Below are 17,808 nucleotides of genomic sequence, written 5' to 3' on the forward strand. Positions count from 1 at the left end.
AGAGGATCAAGAGGCTCTTATGGGCAAGGCTTTAGACGGCGTTCGCATCCTGGACTTCACGCATGTCCAGTCCGGTCCCACCTGCACGCAGCTGCTCGCTTGGTTCGGCGCGGATGTGATCAAGGTTGAGCGGCCGGGCGAGGGAGACGTGACGCGCACCCAATTGCGCGACGTGCCCAATGCCGACAGCCTCTACTTCACCATGCTGAATTCCAACAAGCGTTCGATCACCCTCGACACCAAGAATGCCGAGGGAAAGCGTGTGCTGGAGGAATTGGTGAAGGTCTGCGACGTGCTAGTGGAGAATTTCGCCCCTGGCGCGCTCGACCGCATGGGTTTCACCTGGGAGCGCCTCCAGGAACTCAATCCCCGCCTCATCCTCGCCTCGGTGAAGGGCTTCGGCCCCGGCCCGTTCGAGGATTGCAAGGTTTATGAGAACGTCGCCCAGTGCGCCGGCGGCGCCGCCTCCACCACCGGCTTCCGCGATGGCCTGCCGCTGGTTTCCGGCGCTCAGCTCGGCGACAGCGGCACCGGGCTGCATCTGGCGCTCGGCATCGTCACCGCGCTCTACCAGCGTGAGCAGACCGGTCGCGGGCAGAAGGTGCTCGCCGCCATGCAGGATGCGGTGCTGAACCTCTGCCGCGTGAAGATGCGCGACCAGCAGCGCCTCGCCCACGGCCCGCTCACCGAATACAGCCAGTTCGGCGAGGGCGTGCCGTTCGGCGACAGCGTGCCGCGCGCCGGCAACGATTCGGGCGGCGGCCAGCCGGGGCGCATCCTGAAGTGCAAGGGCTGGGAGCAGGACCCCAACGCCTACATCTATTTCATCACCCAGGCGCCGGTCTGGGGGCGGATCTGCGACGTCATCGGCGAGACCCGGTGGAAGACCGATCCCAGCTACGCCACCGCACCGGCGCGGCTGCCACGCCTCAACGAGATCTTCACGCGCATCGAGGCGTGGACCATGGCCCACACCAAGTTCGAGGCCATGGAAATCCTCAACCAGTACGACATTCCCTGCGGCCCGATCCTCTCGATGAAGGAGATCGCGGAGGACCGCTCGCTCTATGCCACCGGCACGCTGGTGGAGGTGGAGCACCCGGTGCGCGGGACCTATGTGACGGTGGGCAACCCCATCAAGCTCTCCGACAACGATGTGCCGGTGGAGCGTTCCCCGCTCCTGGGCGAGCACACCGACGAAATTCTTTCCAGCGTGCTCGGCTTCGACGAAGCACGCATCTCCTCGCTCAAGGTGTCCGGGGCGCTCGGCGTGCCGGCCCGCATGGCGGCGGAGTGAGCCTCAGGCTCGGGTGAGAACCGAAGACATGCAGCGCGGCCGCCGGTTTCGGTGCCGCGCTGCATGAAGAGACAACAAACGGCTGTCCTTAGCTAAGCTGGAAAAGGCCCAATGGCGATCGACCTGAGTGAGCTTGTCCACGCGATCGGAGACGCGGTGATCGTGTCTGACGGCGCTGGCCTGATCACGCTCTGGAATCCGGCGGCCGAGCGCATGTTCGGTTTCAGCCAGGAGGAGGCCCTGGGCCACTCCCTCGACCTCATCATTCCCGAGAAGCTGCGCAAGCGCCATTGGGATGGCTACGACGTCACCATGCGCACCGGCGTGACGCGCTACGGCCATGACCTCCTGCGCGTGCCGGCGATCCACAAGGACGGGCGCGCCATGTCCATCGCCTTCACGGTGGCGCTGCTGAATTCCGGCGGCGATGCGCCGGAAAGCTGCGTCGCCGTGGTGCGCGACGAAACCCTGCGGTGGAACGAGGAGTGTGCCCTGCGCAAGCGCCTCTCGGAACTGGAGGCGCAGGGCGCATGAGATCGCCGGGCTGATGGCCCGGCAAGCAATCCCCCGAAGCCTGGAACAGGCGGTGCCTCCCGAACGAGGAAACCGGCCGCCTGGGGTGCGCGGGGTGAAAATCGTCCGGGACGGGCCTTGAGGGGCCTCCACCCGGAAACATTTAAAACGCTCGAAAGGGAAGACGACATGTCGAAGCCATTGGAAGGTATCAAGATCATCGACTTCACCCATGTGCAGGCCGGCCCGGCGTGCACGCAGCTCCTCGCCTGGTTCGGCGCGGACGTCATCAAGGTGGAGCGCCCCGGTTCCGGCGACGTGACGCGCTCGCAGCTGCGCGACGTGTCCAATGCCGACGCCCTCTATTTCACCATGCTGAACTCCAACAAGCGTTCGCTGACGCTCGACACCAAGACCGCCGCCGGCAAGGAAGTGCTGACGAAGCTCATCAAGGAGAGCGACGTTCTGGTGGAGAATTTCGGCCCCGGCGCGCTCGACCGCATGGGCTTCACCTGGGCGCACATCAATGAACTGAACCCGGGTATGATCGTCGCCTCGGTGAAGGGCTTCTCCGACGGCCACCATTACGAAGACCTGAAGGTCTATGAGAACGTCGCGCAGTGCGCCGGCGGCGCTGCCTCCACCACCGGCTTCTGGGATGGCCCCCCCACCGTGTCGTCCGCCGCTCTCGGCGACAGCAACACCGGCATGCACCTCGCCATCGGCATCCTCACCGCGCTTCACGCCCGCAACAAGAACGGCAAGGGCCAGAAGGTCGCCGTATCGATGCAGGATGCGGTTATCAACCTCTGCCGCGTGAAACTGCGCGATCAGCAGCGCCTCGACCGCGTGGGCTACCTTGAAGAATATCCGCAGTATCCCCACGGCGAGTTCTCGGACGTGGTGCCGCGCGGCGGCAATGCGGGCGGCGGCGGCCAGCCGGGCTGGGTGCTGAAGTGCAAGGGCTGGGAGACCGATCCCAACGCCTACATCTACTTCACAATCCAGGGCCATGCCTGGGCGCCGATCTGCAAGGCGCTGGGCCGCGACGAGTGGATCGACGATCCGGCCTACAACACCGCCTCTGCACGCCAGGACAAGATCTTCGAGATCTTCGGCATCATCGAGGCCTGGCTCGCGGACAAGACCAAGTTCGAGGCCGTGGACATCCTGCGCAAGTTCGACATCCCCTGCGCGCCGGTGCTCACCATGAAGGAGATCGCGGAAGATCCTTCGCTGCGCGCGAGCGGCACCATCGTGGAAGTCGACCACAAGGAGCGCGGCAAGTACCTGACCGTCGGCAGCCCGATCAAGTTCTCCGACATGAGCGTCGAGATCACGGGGTCGCCGCTGCTCGGCGAGCACACTGACGAAGTTCTGGCCGAGCTTGGCTACAACGCCGACCAGATCAAGGAAATGCACGCGGCCCGCGCCGTCTGAGCGTCCGCGTTTGGCATCGGGAACGGCGCACGCGCCGTTCCCTTTTTACCTTCTCTTGGCCCCCTCTCCCGCTTGCGGGGGAGGGCTGGGGAGGGGGCCTTCACCATGAAAAATCCTTGAAACGGGGAGTGGGCACTCTTCCCCCTCCCTGACCCTCCCCCGCAAGCGGGAGAGGGAGTTTGCTCCTAACAGGGCCGCAGAAAATCGGGCCGGGATGCGGGCGAAGCCCCCCTGAGCCGCGTGCGCCCCTTACACTCGCGCCCAGCCTTCCTACATAAATTCCGTCCTTCCGTATGGAGAGAGTGGGATGATGTTCGCGGTTGCGGTTCTGTTGCCTTGGCTCGCCCTCATGCTGCGCGGCCGCGTGTTCCAGGGCCTTCTCTGCCTGATCCTTCAGATCACGCTGATCGGCTGGCTGCCGGCGGCCATTTGGGCCGTCATGGTGGTCAATTCCGACAATGAGGAGCGTCGCCACCGCGCGCTTCTCACGTCGCTTCAGAACAGGCGGTAGGCCCGGCCCGTGCCTCGCGCGGCGGCCACGCGCCGCGGGAGGATGACATGGCAGACTGGGTTCGCTTCACCCACGGGGAAACGTCCGGCATCGGTGTGCTGGACGGCGAAGATATCATCGTTCACGCGGGCTGCATGTTCGCCGGTGCGCGCGCCACCGGCGAACGTCTTGCGCTCGCCTCGGTGACTTTGGAGGCGCCGTGCCGCCCCTCCAAGATCATCGCGCTCTGGAATAACTTCCACGGCCTCGCCGCCAAACTAGGCGTCGCCGCGCCGGCCGAGCCGCTCTATCTGCTGAAAGCCCCCACCACCGCCGCCGCGCCGGGCGCAACGGTGCGCCGGCCGCCGGCTTATGACGGCAAGACCGTTTATGAGGGCGAATTGGGCATTGTCATCGGCAAGGTTGCCTCGAACATTTCAGAGGACGAGGCCGGCGGCCATATCTTCGGCTACACCATCGTCAACGACATCACTGCGGCAGACATCCTGAATAAGGATCCAACATTCCCGCAATGGGCGCGCGCCAAAGGGTTTGACGATTACGGGCCGTTTGGGCCCATCCTTACGACCATCTCCCCGCCGGCGGGTGCGCATGTGCGCACTGTGCTGAACGGGGTGGAGCGGCAGAATTATCCCCTCGCCGACATGATCTTTCCTCCGCATCGGCTGGTGGCTCTGCTCTCGCGCGACATGACCCTCCATCCCGGCGACCTGATCGCCTGCGGCACCTCGCTGGGGGTGGGCTCCATGAAGGATGCGGTGAACCAGATCGAGGTTTCCATCGACGGCATCGGCACATTGCGGAACGTGTTCGTGCAGTGAGGGGATGGCCGCCTCCTGCGCGGATTCCCCTCTCCCGCTGGCGGGGGAGGGCCGGGGAGGGGGCAGGCGCCTCGCAAGACGCAATGCTGCCCAGCCAGTTCTCACCATTCCCCCTCCCTAACCCTCCCCCGCCAGCGGGAGAGGGGATTCTCCCCACAAGGCCCGCCCTTGCCTCGCGCGATCCGTTGCGTCTCTATGCGGGCATCCGCCGCCTGGACGATGCCATGACTGCTCCCACCTTCACGCCGCCCGATCCCGACTATGAAAACCGGGTGCGCGCCAGCTTTGCGCGTCAGCCGTTCATGACGCACATGGGCGCCCAGATGGGGGCGGTGGCGCCGGGCCGGGTCGAGGTGGTGCTGCCTTATGCGGAGAGCGTGACGCAGCAGCACGGCTTCTTCCACGGGGGGGCCGTGGGGGCGATCGCCGATACCGCCGGCGGCTATGCCGCCTTCACGCTGTTTCCGGCGGATTCGACCATTCTCACCGTCGAATACAAAATCAACATCATGGCGCCCGGACGCGGCGAGCGGCTGGTGGCAGTGGGCGAAGTGGTCCGCTCCGGCCGCACGCTGACCATCGTCAAGGTGGACATCTTCGCCGAGAGCGGGGGCACGCGTACCCACTGTGCCATGGCCACCCAGACCCTGTTCTGCCTGACCGGCAAAAGCGACGCCCGAGCCTGATGCAGTTCGCCAGCCCCCTGGTGCCGGCAACGCTGCTGCGCCGCTACAAGCGTTTCCTCGCCGACGTGGTGCTGGAGGACGGCACCGAGACGATTGTCCATGTGGCCAATTCCGGTGCCATGTCCGGCCTTGCGACGCCGGGCTCCCGCGTCTGGCTGTCCCGCCCCGGCACGCCCGGGCGCAAGCTCGCTTTCAGTTGGGAACTGGTGGAGGCAGACTTCGGTGCCGGCACGGAACTGGTCGGCATCAACACCATGTACCCCAATGCTTTGGTGGCCGAGGCGGTGCGGGCCGGGCGGATTCCCGCGCTTGTCGGATATGAGAGCCTTCGCCGGGAGGTCAAATACGGCGTCAACAGCCGCATCGACCTGCTGCTGGAGGGGGAAGGGCGTCCGCCCTGCTATGTCGAAGTGAAGAATGTCCATCTGGTCCGCCGGCCGGGGCTGACGGAGTTCCCGGATTGCGTGACGACGCGGGGCACCAAGCATCTGGTGGAGCTTGCCGCCATGGCTGCGGGCGGCGCGCGGGCGGTGATGGTCTATCTCGGCCAGATCGCTTCGCCGCAGGCCATCGCGCTCGCCCGCGATATCGACCCGGCCTATGGCGCCGCCTTCAACCTTGCGCGCGCGGCCGGGGTGGAGGCGCTGGCCTTCACCTGCGCGGTGAGCGTTGAAAGCATCGCTTTGGCGCACGAGGTGCCGATGCTGGGGTGAGGGCTTTTCCGATCCCCGGACATGGCAGGAGATCGCGGGAAAGCCGCGCTTGCATGGCAGTCCTGATGGGGTCTGCCGCCGCAAAATCGCCCGGTGACTTGCTTTGCGCGGCCGTTGGCCTAAATCTGAGGATGGGATCAAGGGCGGGTGCGGCCCGCTGTCAGGACGCGTTATGACTTATGTGGAGGCGGCCAACGCGCCGCTGCGAAAGACCGGACATATCAAGCTCTACGGGCCGGAAGGCTTCGAGGGTATGCGCCGCGCTGGGCAACTGACGGCCCAGGTGCTCGACGCGGTCTGCGAAATGATCGGGCCGGGTGTGTCGACGGATGCCGTCGACAAGCTGGTGTTCGACTTCGCCATGGACCATGGCGCCTATCCCGCGACTTTGATGTATCGCGGCTATCGCTATTCGGTCTGCACCTCCATCAACCATGTGGTCTGCCACGGCATGCCCAACGCGCGGCCGCTGCGCGACGGCGACATCGTGAATGTGGACGTGACCCTGGTGCTGGACGGCTGGTATGGCGATTCGAGCCGCATGTTCGCCATCGGCGCCGTGCCGCGCCGCGCCGAGCGGCTGCTGGACGTGACCTATGACGCCATGATGCGCGGCATCGCCGCGATCCGTCCCGGCGGCCATGTCGGCGACATCGGCGCGGCGATCCAGGATTTCGTCGAGCCGCAGCACATGAGCGTGGTGCGCGACTTCTGCGGCCACGGGGTGGGGCAGGTGTTCCACGACGAGCCGAATATCGTCCATGTCGGCCGGCGCGGGGAAGGGCCCGAACTCAAGCCGGGCATGATCTTCACCGTCGAGCCCATGATCAATCTGGGCCGCCCCCATGTGAAGGTGCTGTCCGACGGGTGGACCGCTGTGACCCGCGATCGTTCGCTCTCGGCGCAGTTCGAGCATGCGGTGGGTGTGACGGCAACCGGGGTGGAGATATTCACCCTCAGCCCGAAGGGATACCACAAGCCGCCTTACGTCGCGGGTTGATGCGCCGTGGCGCGGGCTCCCGGGGATGGACTTGAGGAGGCTGCGCCGCATTTCCACGGCCATCGCGACCGCCTGCGCACGCGGTTCCGCGAGGCGGGTGCGGCGGCTCTCGCCGATTACGAACTGCTGGAACTGGTGCTGTTCCGCGCGGTTCCGCGCCGGGATGTGAAACCGTTTGCCAAGGCGCTGGTGGAGCGGTTCGGCTCATTCGCCGAAGTGCTGGCCGCGCCCGCGCCGCTGCTTGAGGAAGTGGCGGGCATGACCGCTTCCATCGTCACCGAGCTGAAGCTGGTGGAGGCCGCAGCGCATCGCATCGCGCGCGGGCAGGTCAAGCGCCGCCCGGTGCTGTCATCCTGGAGTTCGGTCATCGAATATTGCCGCACGGCCATGGCGTTTTCCGAGCGCGAGCAGGTGCGCGTTCTGTTCCTGGACAAACGCAACCAGTTGATCGCCGACGAGGTGCTGCAGACCGGGACTGTCGATCATGCGCCGGTGTATCCTCGCGAGGTGGTGAAGCGGGCGCTGGAGGTGTCGGCATCGGCGCTGATCCTGTGCCACAACCACCCGTCCGGCGATCCGACGCCTTCGCGCGCCGATATCGACATGACCCGAAAGATCATCGATGTGGCCAAGCCGCTGGGCATCGAGGTGCACGACCACATCATCGTCGGCAAGGATGGCCATGCCAGCCTCAAGGGCCTGCGGCTGATCTGACGGCTGGGGCGTGCGGGGCACGCCCTGCGGTCTTTCCAATCTTCAATCCCCACACCGGGACGGCTGCGGCTAGCCTTGAGCCATTCCTGCGCCCTGGATGCTTCGGGTGGGTTTGCTTGCGCGTGGGCGTTACCACAAACAAAAAACGCCGCGCTTTCGCGCGACGTTTGATGCGAGACCGGCGCGGGCGGAGCCGCGCGCCGGATCAGATCACTTGAGGGCGTTCAGAGAAGTCGCGAACGAGAGGGTCGCGATGAACTTGTCGCCGCAAGAGTTGGAGTTCGAGATCATGAAGGCGCAATCGTTGCTGCTGAGGTCGGTGCCCGAATAGCGCAGATCGAGGGTTGCGGCCTTGTAGGTGAAGGCGACGCCGATGTTCCACCAGTTGTAGCCGGGCAGGTTCTGATCGAACGTGATGCCGGTGATAGCGTTGGTCACAGGGTAGTTGTAGACGCTGGTGGACAGCCACTGATGGCCGAACTCACCCGAAGCGTACCAGCCGAAGTCGCCGCCCGGGCCGAAGCTCGGCAGGGGAACCTTCGCGGTGGCCGACAGCGCCGTACCGTCCGTGCCGGTCGAGGCGAAGTCGCTGGTCCAGTAGAGGTTCAAGCCGACGGTCAGCCAGGGGGCCACGACGTAGCTGGGCTTCGCGTAGATTTCCCAGTAGTTGAAGTCGGAAGAGCCGGGGCCGGCGTTGTAGCCGAGGAAGGGATCGTAGCTCGAGCTGCTGCCCGGGAAGGTGTAGTACACGGCGCCAACGTCGAGGGTGAAGGCACCCCAGGTGTGACGCAGGCCGCCCGAGAAGTCGACTTCAAGCGAGCTGTTGCCGTAGTTGTAGCCGAGGCCGGTGATGGTGGTGTCGACCCAGTTCTGGTTCGAGGCCCACACGTTGAAGTAAACCCAGTCCATGACCTGGAGTTCAACGAAGCCCTGGATCGCGGCGTTGTTGTTGGTCTGGCTGATACCGCGGAACAGGTAGTCCGAGGTCAGCGACACGCCGAAAGCAATGTCCCACATGGGGGGCGGGGGGGGAACCGCCACGGCCTTAACCGGCATGGACAGGTCGGCAGCATTGGCTGCGCCGGCGATCATCATGCTGGCGGCGGCGGCAAGAACTAGCTTCTTCATAAGAACCCCCAAAGGAATTTGATCTCGATATTTCTGATCTCGATTGAGCCAAATTTCGCGACCTTGTCCAATGTGAAAAAGCAGGCACATCTTGGCGGAAAAATAGGCAAACCCGCATGAATGCTAGATTCTGCTGTTGCACAACTGCAACGCGCAGGGGTGAAAGCGAATTTGGCTTTTTTGGGAATCCGCTCAGGGGCGTCCGAAACGGGGCATTATCAGTTGCTTAACCCTGTGTCATTGGCGCAACAGCAACAGTGGACGGCCCCGTTCGGGCGTCTTTGCCCAGCCTCCGTCCTCCTGCCGAGCGAATCGCAGGGGGGTGGCACCGCTGGCGGATGTGACCACCACGTTGCCGCCTTCGATGCGCCATGCGGAGGGTGAGAACTCCGCCAGAGCGGCGTTGCAGCCGGGCGTAACCCGCAGGGCATAGCCACCCCCGGGGCGGGCGTCCCCGGTCAGGGTCCAGCGGCACAGCGCGGCGCTGCCGGCGGCCCGCACAAGATCCCAGTCGCCAAGCATCTCTTCCAGGCTGACATCGGCGGAGACGGTCGCGGCGGGGCTCGCGAGGAAGTAGACGCCGTCTCCCTCCCGCAGCGCCTCGTAGACGCCGCCGGTGGATTCGGTGAATTCGCTCACCAGGCGTCCATCGGCACTCAGCAACCGGATCGAACCGGAGTCATCGGGCGTCCAGCCCGACACTTGCAGCGCGAAGGCGATGGTGGAGCACGCGCCCCCGTCAATAGTGGCCGCGAAATTCGCCCCCACAGGGTCCGCCTTCAGCGTCAGCGGACAGGTGCGGGTCCCATCCGCGCTGGAGAGGGAAAAGGCGCCGGCCATTTTCTGCGCGGCGGCAACCAGAACGGGGTCCGCCTTCGGCGCCGGCGGCTTGGCGGCCTGCGGTTTCGGCGGCACCGGCTTGGCCGGGACCGCTGTCCCGCCCACCGGAGGCTTGGCGGGGGCACCGGTCTGCGCCAGCGCGGCCGCCGCGATGAGGACGCCGAGAAGCAGGGCTGGTGTTGCGAGCGTGAAGCGCATGGTGCGCAACGCTAACCCACCCTGCGGGGCAGGTGAAGCGTTAGGCTCTGAAGCGCCGGGTCCGGGCAGGGCAGGGGTATCGAAGTTTTTCGGCTATCTGCCGGTGAGCTTGAGCAGTTCGTCGATCCCGTCCACTTCGGGGATCGCGACATAGCGTTCGTCCGGGGTCTGGAATCGCACGCGCGTCTTGCGCAGTGCGTCCGACAGATCGATGGTCCAGTTCTCCATCAGCCGCCAGGCGGTGATTTCGCCCATCACGGGGAACTTGGCGGCGCAGTCCTTCGCCACATCGATCTGCATGCCGCCGATGGTCAAATCCCGCTTCAGTGTGAAGCGGCACTTCTTCTTGCCGGTGGTGTCGCGGATTTCGTAGCGGCCGAACACGTCGTCCAGCATCGCCTTGTCGACGTCCTTCGTGTCCATGACTTTGATGGGCTCGAAGGTCTGGGCATGGGCGGCGCCGGCAGCGAGGCCGGCAAGGCAGAATATCATCGCCAGCAGCGGCGCGCGTCGCATCCCGCCCATGCCCCAACTCCTCATTTTTTCGACCAGGGCGTCTCCACCACCGGCGTCACAGGGCCCTTACCGTCGAACCAAGACAGGATGTTGTCCACCACCAGTTGGCCCATGGCGGTGCGGGTGAAATGGGTGGAGGAGCCGAGGTGGGGCAGCAGAACCACATTGTCGAGGCCCAGCAGGGCTTCCGGCACATTGGGCTCGCTCACAAATACGTCGAGCCCGGCGGCGAGGATCGTGCCGTTCTGGAGCGCCCCCACCAGGGCTGGCTCGTCCACCACCGTGCCGCGCGCCACGTTGATCAGGATGCCGTTGGAGCCGAGTGCCGCCAGCACCTCGGCATTGACGATGCCGCGCGTGGAGGCGCCGCCCGGCAGGATGAGGAGCAGCGTGTCCACGTCACGCGCCAAGGCGACGAGGTCCGGATAATGGCGATAGGGCAGGTCCGCGACCTTGGTGCGGGTGTGGTAGGCGATCGGCATGCCGAAGGCTTCCAGGCGCTTGGCGATGGCGCGGCCGATGCGGCCCATGCCGACGATGCCGATGCTGCGGTCCCGCAGGGTGGGGCTGAGCGGAAGCGGCGCGGTCTTCCACTTGCCGGCGCGCACATAGCGGTCGGCCTTGGGAATTTCGCGCACCGTCGCGAGCAGGAGGCCGAGGGCAAGGTCGGCCACCTCCTCGTTGAGCACGTCGGGGGTGTTGGTGACGACGACGCCGCGCTTCGCGGCGGCGGCGGCATCGATGGTGTCGTAACCGACGCCGAAATTCGACACCACTTCGAGCCTGGGCAGGCGCGCCATCACGGCATCGCTCACCGGGAGGGCGCCGCGCGTGACGATGCCGCGCACCTCCGCGCCATGGGCGGCGATGGCGCCCTCGAAATCGCCGGGGCCGACTAGGCGGAAGCGGTCGGCAAGCTGCGGCTCCACCACCTTGTCCATGATGTGGCCGGTCAGAAGCAGTAGGGGACGGGTATCTTCGCTCATGGCTCGCTCGGTTGCGGATGGGGCAGGGAAGCGGGAGACAAGCCCGCAATAAGCCTCCTCCTCCTTTGGTTCAATCGTTTTAAATTTCGCTTGATCCCGGCGCACCCCCGCACCATGATCCGGACGCTTTCCGCTCGACCGGGGGCCGGCCGCCAATGCGCGGCCCAATTCAAAGGTTCGCGACCGCCCGTCCGGCGGATCGTGCGCATCGGGTGGGAACGTGCAGGAGCGGAGCAGGAATGGCGACCGTCGACATTCGCGCAGTTAAGAAAGCCTATGGCACCACGCAGGTCATTCACGGCGTGGACGTGGATATCCGCGACGGCGAGTTCGTGGTGCTGGTCGGCCCCTCCGGCTGCGGCAAGTCCACCCTGCTGCGGATGATTGCCGGGCTGGAGAATATCACCGGCGGCGAAATCCTGATCGGCAACCGCGTGGTCAATGATGTGCCGCCCAAGGAGCGGGACATCGCCATGGTGTTCCAGAATTACGCGCTCTATCCCCACATGACGGTGGGCGCCAACATGGGCTTCTCGCTGAAGCTGCGCGGCGCACCGAAATCCGAGATCGACGATCGGGTGCTGAAGGCAGCAGACATCCTGGGGCTCTCTCATCTGCTGGAGCGTTATCCGCGCCAGCTTTCCGGCGGCCAGCGCCAGCGCGTTGCCATGGGGCGCGCCATCGTGCGCGATCCCCAGGTCTTCCTGTTCGACGAGCCGCTTTCCAACCTCGACGCCAAGCTGCGGGTGCAGATGCGCACCGAGATCAAGGAACTGCACCAGCGCCTCAAGACCACGACGGTCTATGTCACCCACGACCAGATCGAGGCCATGACCATGGCCGACAAGATCGTGGTGATGCATGACGGCGTGGTGGAGCAGATCGGCGCGCCGCTGGATCTCTACGACCATCCCCGCAACCAGTTCGTCGCCGGCTTCATCGGCTCGCCCTCCATGAACTTCATCAAGGGCACGGTGCGGGTGAACGGCAGCGCCACGTTCGTCACGGACGGCGGCGTGGGCCTGCCGCTGGAAGGCGTGCCGGGGAATGTGGACGGTCGGCGCGCGGTCTATGGCCTGCGGCCCGAGCATGTGCGCATCGATCCCCAGGGTGTCCCCGTGGAGGTTGTCGTGGTGGAGCCCACCGGCTCGGAACTCCTGGTGATCGCGCGGCTCGGCGGGCAGGACATCACCCTGCTGTTCCGCGAGCGCCTGATGTTCAAGCCCGGGGAAACCATCCATATCGTCCCGTTCGCGGGGCTGGCTCATCTGTTCGACGAGGCCACGGGCGCCCGTCTGATTCAATAAGCAACGCCGAAAAGAGCCGCGCGGGGAACCCGCAAGCGGCCGGCACAGACATGCACGCAACGTCGTGATTGGAGGAACGCCATGACCATTTCGAGACGCAATGTTCTGCTCGGCGGTGCCGGGCTCGCCGGCGCCGCTGCCCTGCCGAGCTTCGGTGCCCTGCCCGCCTTCGCCCAGGGCGCCACCATTCCCCAGTTCAAGCCGGAGCCCGGAGCGTCGCTGCGTGTGCTGCGCTGGGCGCCGTTCGTGAAAGGCGAGGAAGACGCCTGGATCGCCAACACCAAGAAGTTCACCGAGGCCACCGGCGTCGAGGTGCGCATCGATAAGGAAAGCTGGGAAGACATCCGTCCCAAGGCGGCGGTGGCAGCAAACGTCGGCTCCGGCCCCGATATCGTTTGGGTGTGGTTCGACGATGCCCAGCAATATCCCGACAAGCTGTTGGACGTGACACCGCTCGCCACCGCGCTCGGCGCCAAGTACGGCGGCTGGTATCCCGGCAACGAGGGCTATGCCAAATCCGACGGCAAGTTTATCGCCCTGCCGCTGGCCACCATCGGCAATGCGGTGTGCTATCGCGACAGCTGGGTGAAGGATGCCGGATTCTCGAGCTTCCCGAACGAGACCAAGGGCTTCCTCGAACTCGCCAAGGCGCTGAAGGCGAAGAACCACCCCATGGGCTTCACCCTTGGCCACGGCGTGGGCGACGGCAACAATTTCTGCCATTGGGTGCTGTGGAGCCACGGCGGCAAGATGGTGGACGACAAGTCCAAGGTGGTCATCAACAGCCCGGAGACCATCGCCGCGCTGAAATATGCCGCCGAACTCTACAAGACCTTCATTCCCGGTACGGAAAGCTGGCTCGACGTCAATAACAACCGCGCCTTCTTGGCGGGTGAAATCTCAGTAACGGCGAACGGCGTGTCGCTGTACTATGCCGCGAAGAACGACCCGAAGCTGGCGGAGATGGCGGCCGATATTAAGACCGTCAACATGCCGGTTGGCCCCACCGGGCCGGCGGAACTGGCGCAGACCACCTCGGCCTGCATCTTCAAATATTCCAAGTTCCCGCAGGCGGCGCAGGCCTATATGGCCTTCATGTACGACGCGCCGCAGATGAACGCCTGGATCCAGGGCTCCAGCGGCTATTGCTGCCAGACGCTCAAGGCGTTCGCCAGCAACCCGGTGTGGACCTCGAACCCCAACCTCGCGCCCTACGCCAAGGCCTCCGAACTGTTGCGGCCCAACGGCTATTCCGGCCCGCTCGGCCCGCAGTCTGCGGCGGCCATGGCGGACTGGATCGTCGTTGACATGGTGGCCGAGGCGGCCACCGGAAACCGCACCCCGGAAGAAGCCGCCCGGCGTGCCGAGCAGCGGGCGAACCGCATCTATCGCGGCTAACCCGCCGCCGCCCCGCCTGTCAGGGCAGGCGGGGCGGCAACTTTGAATTTATCCCCCTCTCCCGCTTTCGGGGAGAGGGCCGGGGAGGTGGCCGGAAGCCGTGCCGTGCGCGCTGCTTCAGGCCTTCGACGAACGTCATGGCCGGGCTTGTCCCGGCCATCCACGCGGCGCCGCTGGGTGGTGCTTGAGGGAGAGCCGTGGATGCCCGGGTCAAGCCCGGGCATGACGGACTGAATGAAGGCAGAGGCATTTCATGGCGGACATCGCAGCACAGGGCACCGCCCGGTCGCGCGCGCGGAACTGGTGGTCGGGGATCGGCCAGGGGCGGCATGTGCTTGGCCTCATGTTCATGCTGCCGTGCGCCGTGTTTCTGCTGTTCTTCCTCACCTATCCGCTCGGCCTCGGCGTGTGGCTCGGCTTCACCGATACCCGGATCGGCCGTGCCGGCGTCTTCATCGGGTTGGAGAATTACCAGTCGCTGCTGGATGACAGCGTGTTCCTGCTGGCAGTGTTCAATACGCTGCTCTACACGATCGGCGCTTCCATTTTGAAGTTCGCGCTGGGCCTCTGGCTGGCGTTGCTGCTGAACGAGAACCTGCCGTTCAAGTCGTTCTTCCGCGCTGTGGTGCTTCTGCCCTGGGTGGTGCCGACCGTGCTCTCGGCGATCGCCTTCTGGTGGATTTTCGACGCGCAGTTCTCGATTATCTCCTGGGCGCTCATCAAGCTCGGGCTGATCGATCACAACATCAACTTCCTGGGCGACAGCACCAATGCCCGCGCCTCGGTGATCGCCGCGAACGTGTGGCGCGGCATTCCGTTCGTCGCCATCTCGCTGCTGGCGGGGCTCCAGACCATTCCACCCTCGCTGCATGAGGCGGCGACGCTGGATGGCGCGAGCGGCTGGCAGCGCTTCCGCTACATCACGCTGCCCATGCTCTCGCCGATCATCGCGGTGGTGATGACTTTCTCGGTGCTGTTCACCTTCACCGACTTCCAGCTCATCTACGTGCTCACCCGCGGCGGGCCGTTGAACGCGACCCATCTCATGGCGACTTTGTCGTTCCAGCGCGCCATTCCGGGCGGACAATTGGGGGAGGGCGCCGCGATCGCCGTTGCCATGATCCCGTTCCTGCTGGCCGCCATCATGTTCAGCTATTTCGGCCTCCAGCGGCGCAAATGGCAGCAGGGCGGGGGGGATTGATGCGTATCGATTATGCGCTCTGCGCCCCCTCTCCCGCTTGCGGGGGAGGGCTGGGGAGGGGGCTGGCTCAGCCGGCCGCCTTTAGCCGGCACCTAGCCTTCGGCCCATTCCCCCTCCCAACCCTCCCCCGCAAGCGGGAGAGGGCCTTCGACACCACGAGGACCGGCCTATGACCGAGCAGAATGTCGCCGATCATTCCTCCGGCATGAGCTATCTCGACAGCCTGCCGCGGCGCCTCGTCACCGTAGTGCTGCCGCTGCTGGTGTTCGTGTTCGTGCTGCTGTTTCCGTTCTATTGGATGGCGATCACGGCCATAAAGCCGAACTACCAGCTCACTGATTATGCCAACTACTCCCCGCTCTGGGTGGTGGAGCCGACGCTGGAGCACATCAAATATCTGCTGTTCGAGACCTCCTATCCGGGCTGGCTCTGGAACACGATGCTGATCTCGGTGTGCGCCACCTTCATCTCGCTGGTGACGTCGGTGTTCGCCGCCTATGCCATCGAGCGGCTTAGGTTCCATGGTTCGCGCTGGGTCGGGCTCGGCATCTTTCTGGCCTATCTCGTGCCGCCGTCGATCCTATTCATCCCGCTGGCGCTGATGGTGTTCAAGCTCGGGATCTACGACACCAAGCTGGCGCTGATCCTGACCTATCCCACCTTCCTGGTGCCGTTCTCCACCTGGCTGCTGATGGGCTATTTCCGCTCCATCCCCTATGAGTTGGAGGAATGCGCGCTGGTGGATGGCGCCTCGCGCTGGCAGATTCTCATCAAAGTGCTGCTGCCGCTCTCGGTGCCGGGTTTGATTTCGGCGGGCATCTTCTCGTTCACGCTCTCCTGGAACGAGTTCATCTATGCGCTCACCTTCATCCAGTCATCGGAGAATAAAACCGTTCCAGTGGGCGTGCTGACCGAACTGGTGCGATCCGATGTCTATGAATGGGGGGCGCTGATGGCCGGCGCGCTGATCGGCTCGCTGCCGGTGGTGGTGCTGTATTCCTTCTTCGTCGAGCACTATGTCTCGTCCATGACGGGTGCCGTAAAGGAATGATGCGGCGCTGATCCCTCTTGCGGGGGCCGCCTTCCGCATGGCACCCCAGACGTGCCATGCGAGGAGAGGGTCATGATCGAGCGCACCATCGAGCATATTTTGTTCCGCAGTCGCTGGCTGATGGCGCCGTTCTACATCGGACTGGTGATCGCCCTGCTGGTGCTGCTGTTCAAGTTCGGCCACGAGCTTTTCCATTTCGTGACCCACGCGGTGGGTGCCAGCGAAAGCGACACCATCCTGGGCATTCTCACTCTCGTGGACCTGACCTTTACCGGCAATCTGGTGCTGATCGTCATCTTCTCCGGCTATGAGAATTTCGTCTCCAAGATCGACCCCGCCGGCCATCCCGATTGGCCCGAATGGATGGCGAAGATCGATTTCTCCGGCCTGAAGCAGAAGCTGCTGGCGTCTATCGTCGCAATTTCGGCGATCTCGCTGCTGAAGGCGTTCATGAACCTTACGCCGAACACAGACACCACCCAGCTCATGTGGCTGGTGATCATCCATGTGGTGTTCGTGGGATCGAGCCTCGTCCTCGCCTGGTCCGACAAGATCGGCGGCTCGGGCGAGGGGCACTGAGCCTGAGGTTTACAGGGTTCCGGTGCGCGCGCCGGCCTCGGTTTCCAGATAGCCCAGGCTTTCCGAGAGCTTGTCCGCGATCTGCCGCAAGATCAGCGTCTTGCCGGCGAGGTCGTTGAGGGACAGGCGCCATGTGGCGGTGGAGATGCCCAGCGCGCCAACAATGGCGCCGGTGAAATTGTGCACCCCGGCTGCAATGCAGCGCAATTCCGGATGGAACTCGCCATCGTCGTAGGCGATCCCGCTGCTGCGAACGCTTTCCAGTTCGGTCAAAAGACGGGCGGGGTCGGTGATGGTGCGCGGGGTGAGGGGTTCCAACGGGCGCCCACTCAGAAGCACATCCAGAGTCTTGCGGGGCATGGCCGACAGCAGGACCTTACCCACAGCCGTTGCGTGCGCCGGGCGAGTGACGCCGGTGCGCTCATTGATGCGGAAGGCGCCCGTGCCGTCAGTGCGCGCGACGATCACGACCTGATCGCCGGAGCGGATGGCGAAATGGCTGGTCTCGGTGGTCAGCATGGCCAGTTCGTCGAGGTATGGCGCTGCAAACCTTGCCATCTCCACTTCGTCGAACGCGGTCGCCGCCAATTTGAAGATCGAGGATCCAACGCGATAGACCTTCGTCGTCTCGTCCTGACGGACATAGCCGAGAATGCAAAGGGTCTTCAGCAGGTGGAACGCGGTGCTGGTGTGCAGACCGGTCGCCTTGCTGAGATGGGCGAGGCCGATGCCGTCGCGATTGCGCGCGATTTCGTCGAGCAATCCCGAAGCTCGAAAAAGCGACTGGATTCCGCCCCCTTTCTTGTCGTCGATCTCGGTCGGCATATCTCATCCTCGGTTGGACGGGCGCGGGAGGGGCCGTGTCCGGTGGACGAATTTGCGAGGCGGTTGCCAAGGGCCCGGCCTGGA

At 64.8% G+C, this 17,808-nt stretch carries 19 protein-coding genes; 14 read left to right on the forward strand and 5 right to left on the reverse strand.

From position 1 onward, the window contains the following. Positions 1 to 19: 19 nt before the first annotated feature. The 9 genes from frc (ADADO0_RS16610) to radC all read left to right on the forward strand — a co-directional run bounded on the left by frc (ADADO0_RS16610) (position 20) and on the right by radC (position 7,695). Positions 20 to 1,297: a formyl-CoA transferase gene (frc, locus tag ADADO0_RS16610; RefSeq protein ID WP_511306288.1), complete on the forward strand. Its 1,278-nt coding sequence runs from the start codon at positions 20 to 22 to the stop codon at positions 1,295 to 1,297. A gap of 111 nt (positions 1,298 to 1,408) precedes the next feature. Further along, on the forward strand, positions 1,409 to 1,831 hold the full coding sequence (locus ADADO0_RS16615) for a PAS domain S-box protein (protein ID WP_511306289.1): 423 nt from the start codon (positions 1,409 to 1,411) through the stop codon (positions 1,829 to 1,831). 168 nt (positions 1,832 to 1,999) lie between these two features. After that, positions 2,000 to 3,250, forward strand: a complete 1,251-nt coding sequence (frc, locus tag ADADO0_RS16620; protein ID WP_511306290.1) for a formyl-CoA transferase — start codon at positions 2,000 to 2,002, stop codon at positions 3,248 to 3,250. A 307-nt stretch (positions 3,251 to 3,557) separates the two neighbouring features. After that, entirely contained in the window at positions 3,558 to 3,761 is a 204-nt protein-coding gene (locus ADADO0_RS16625; RefSeq protein WP_511306291.1) for a YqaE/Pmp3 family membrane protein, read from the forward strand. Between the two features lie 47 nt (positions 3,762 to 3,808). After that, positions 3,809 to 4,582, forward strand: coding sequence for a fumarylacetoacetate hydrolase family protein (locus ADADO0_RS16630; protein ID WP_511306292.1), 774 nt, complete (start codon positions 3,809 to 3,811; stop codon positions 4,580 to 4,582). 224 nt (positions 4,583 to 4,806) lie between these two features. Then, positions 4,807 to 5,268 carry a PaaI family thioesterase gene (locus tag ADADO0_RS16635; RefSeq protein ID WP_511306293.1) on the forward strand — a complete coding sequence of 154 codons (462 nt, stop codon included), beginning with the start codon at positions 4,807 to 4,809 and terminating at the stop codon, positions 5,266 to 5,268. Further along, a complete protein-coding gene (gene sfsA, locus ADADO0_RS16640; RefSeq protein WP_511306294.1) occupies positions 5,268 to 5,981 on the forward strand; it encodes a DNA/RNA nuclease SfsA in 714 nt (237 codons plus the stop codon). The genes ADADO0_RS16635 and sfsA overlap by 1 nt, the downstream gene beginning before the upstream one ends. A gap of 172 nt (positions 5,982 to 6,153) precedes the next feature. After that, on the forward strand, positions 6,154 to 6,981 hold the full coding sequence (map, locus tag ADADO0_RS16645) for a type I methionyl aminopeptidase (protein WP_511306295.1): 828 nt from the start codon (positions 6,154 to 6,156) through the stop codon (positions 6,979 to 6,981). Between the two features lie 6 nt (positions 6,982 to 6,987). Continuing rightward, on the forward strand, positions 6,988 to 7,695 hold the full coding sequence (radC, locus tag ADADO0_RS16650; protein WP_511306297.1) for a RadC family protein: 708 nt from the start codon (positions 6,988 to 6,990) through the stop codon (positions 7,693 to 7,695). A 210-nt stretch (positions 7,696 to 7,905) separates the two neighbouring features. On the opposite strand, the gene ADADO0_RS16655 is transcribed toward radC, so the two are convergent. The 4 genes from ADADO0_RS16655 to ADADO0_RS16670 form a co-directional block, all read right to left on the reverse strand. Beyond that, positions 7,906 to 8,823: a TorF family putative porin gene (locus ADADO0_RS16655; protein ID WP_511306298.1), complete on the reverse strand. Its 918-nt coding sequence runs from the start codon at positions 8,821 to 8,823 to the stop codon at positions 7,906 to 7,908. 237 nt (positions 8,824 to 9,060) lie between these two features. Further along, positions 9,061 to 9,861 (reverse strand): protease inhibitor Inh/omp19 family protein, encoded by an 801-nt coding sequence (locus tag ADADO0_RS16660; RefSeq protein ID WP_511306299.1) that lies wholly within the window; start codon positions 9,859 to 9,861, stop codon positions 9,061 to 9,063. A gap of 93 nt (positions 9,862 to 9,954) precedes the next feature. Further along, the gene (locus ADADO0_RS16665; RefSeq protein ID WP_511306300.1) at positions 9,955 to 10,386 is read right to left on the reverse strand and encodes an AprI/Inh family metalloprotease inhibitor; all 432 of its coding nucleotides are present in this window, start codon (positions 10,384 to 10,386) and stop codon (positions 9,955 to 9,957) included. Between the two features lie 11 nt (positions 10,387 to 10,397). Beyond that, positions 10,398 to 11,363 carry a 2-hydroxyacid dehydrogenase gene (locus tag ADADO0_RS16670; protein WP_511306301.1) on the reverse strand — a complete coding sequence of 322 codons (966 nt, stop codon included), beginning with the start codon at positions 11,361 to 11,363 and terminating at the stop codon, positions 10,398 to 10,400. Positions 11,364 to 11,602: 239 nt separating this feature from the next. On the opposite strand from ADADO0_RS16670, the gene ADADO0_RS16675 reads away from it, so the two are divergent. The 5 genes from ADADO0_RS16675 to ADADO0_RS16695 all read left to right on the forward strand — a co-directional run bounded on the left by ADADO0_RS16675 (position 11,603) and on the right by ADADO0_RS16695 (position 16,899). Further along, entirely contained in the window at positions 11,603 to 12,670 is a 1,068-nt protein-coding gene (locus ADADO0_RS16675; RefSeq protein ID WP_511306302.1) for an ABC transporter ATP-binding protein, read from the forward strand. Between the two features lie 81 nt (positions 12,671 to 12,751). Beyond that, positions 12,752 to 14,068 carry an ABC transporter substrate-binding protein gene (locus tag ADADO0_RS16680; protein WP_511306303.1) on the forward strand — a complete coding sequence of 439 codons (1,317 nt, stop codon included), beginning with the start codon at positions 12,752 to 12,754 and terminating at the stop codon, positions 14,066 to 14,068. Positions 14,069 to 14,411: 343 nt separating this feature from the next. After that, complete coding sequence (locus ADADO0_RS16685; protein ID WP_511306553.1) at positions 14,412 to 15,269, forward strand: carbohydrate ABC transporter permease; 858 nt, start codon at positions 14,412 to 14,414, stop codon at positions 15,267 to 15,269. A gap of 169 nt (positions 15,270 to 15,438) precedes the next feature. Beyond that, entirely contained in the window at positions 15,439 to 16,320 is an 882-nt protein-coding gene (locus ADADO0_RS16690) for a carbohydrate ABC transporter permease (RefSeq protein WP_511306304.1), read from the forward strand. 72 nt (positions 16,321 to 16,392) lie between these two features. Continuing rightward, the gene (locus ADADO0_RS16695; protein ID WP_511306305.1) at positions 16,393 to 16,899 is read left to right on the forward strand and encodes a TIGR00645 family protein; all 507 of its coding nucleotides are present in this window, start codon (positions 16,393 to 16,395) and stop codon (positions 16,897 to 16,899) included. A gap of 9 nt (positions 16,900 to 16,908) precedes the next feature. Here ADADO0_RS16695 and ADADO0_RS16700 read toward each other — a convergent pair whose 3' ends face one another. Further along, the gene (locus tag ADADO0_RS16700; protein ID WP_511306306.1) at positions 16,909 to 17,724 is read right to left on the reverse strand and encodes an IclR family transcriptional regulator; all 816 of its coding nucleotides are present in this window, start codon (positions 17,722 to 17,724) and stop codon (positions 16,909 to 16,911) included. Between the last annotated feature and the right edge of the window lie 84 nt (positions 17,725 to 17,808).

The organism is Aquabacter sp. (assembly GCF_965279295.1).
Classification (GTDB): Bacteria; Pseudomonadota; Alphaproteobacteria; order Rhizobiales; family Xanthobacteraceae; genus Aquabacter.

Bases quoted from the DNA above. Each gene is read 5' to 3' on its own strand.
- ADADO0_RS16700 (WP_511306306.1), bottom strand. From the start codon at position 17,724: ATGCCGACCGAGATCGACGACAAGAAAGGGGGCGGAATCCAGTCGCTT.
- frc (WP_511306290.1), top strand. From the start codon at position 2,000: ATGTCGAAGCCATTGGAAGGTATCAAGATCATCGACTTCACCCATGTG.
- ADADO0_RS16690 (WP_511306304.1), top strand. From the start codon at position 15,439: ATGACCGAGCAGAATGTCGCCGATCATTCCTCCGGCATGAGCTATCTC.
- ADADO0_RS16685 (WP_511306553.1), top strand. From the start codon at position 14,412: ATGTTCATGCTGCCGTGCGCCGTGTTTCTGCTGTTCTTCCTCACCTAT.
- ADADO0_RS16680 (WP_511306303.1), top strand. From the start codon at position 12,752: ATGACCATTTCGAGACGCAATGTTCTGCTCGGCGGTGCCGGGCTCGCC.
- ADADO0_RS16625 (WP_511306291.1), top strand. From the start codon at position 3,558: ATGATGTTCGCGGTTGCGGTTCTGTTGCCTTGGCTCGCCCTCATGCTG.
- ADADO0_RS16660 (WP_511306299.1), bottom strand. From the start codon at position 9,861: ATGCGCTTCACGCTCGCAACACCAGCCCTGCTTCTCGGCGTCCTCATC.
- ADADO0_RS16630 (WP_511306292.1), top strand. From the start codon at position 3,809: ATGGCAGACTGGGTTCGCTTCACCCACGGGGAAACGTCCGGCATCGGT.
- ADADO0_RS16665 (WP_511306300.1), bottom strand. From the start codon at position 10,386: ATGGGCGGGATGCGACGCGCGCCGCTGCTGGCGATGATATTCTGCCTT.
- ADADO0_RS16655 (WP_511306298.1), bottom strand. From the start codon at position 8,823: ATGAAGAAGCTAGTTCTTGCCGCCGCCGCCAGCATGATGATCGCCGGC.
- ADADO0_RS16675 (WP_511306302.1), top strand. From the start codon at position 11,603: ATGGCGACCGTCGACATTCGCGCAGTTAAGAAAGCCTATGGCACCACG.
- ADADO0_RS16670 (WP_511306301.1), bottom strand. From the start codon at position 11,363: ATGAGCGAAGATACCCGTCCCCTACTGCTTCTGACCGGCCACATCATG.
- ADADO0_RS16615 (WP_511306289.1), top strand. From the start codon at position 1,409: ATGGCGATCGACCTGAGTGAGCTTGTCCACGCGATCGGAGACGCGGTG.
- sfsA (WP_511306294.1), top strand. From the start codon at position 5,268: ATGCAGTTCGCCAGCCCCCTGGTGCCGGCAACGCTGCTGCGCCGCTAC.
- ADADO0_RS16635 (WP_511306293.1), top strand. From the start codon at position 4,807: ATGACTGCTCCCACCTTCACGCCGCCCGATCCCGACTATGAAAACCGG.
- map (WP_511306295.1), top strand. From the start codon at position 6,154: ATGACTTATGTGGAGGCGGCCAACGCGCCGCTGCGAAAGACCGGACAT.
- ADADO0_RS16695 (WP_511306305.1), top strand. From the start codon at position 16,393: ATGATCGAGCGCACCATCGAGCATATTTTGTTCCGCAGTCGCTGGCTG.
- frc (WP_511306288.1), top strand. From the start codon at position 20: ATGGGCAAGGCTTTAGACGGCGTTCGCATCCTGGACTTCACGCATGTC.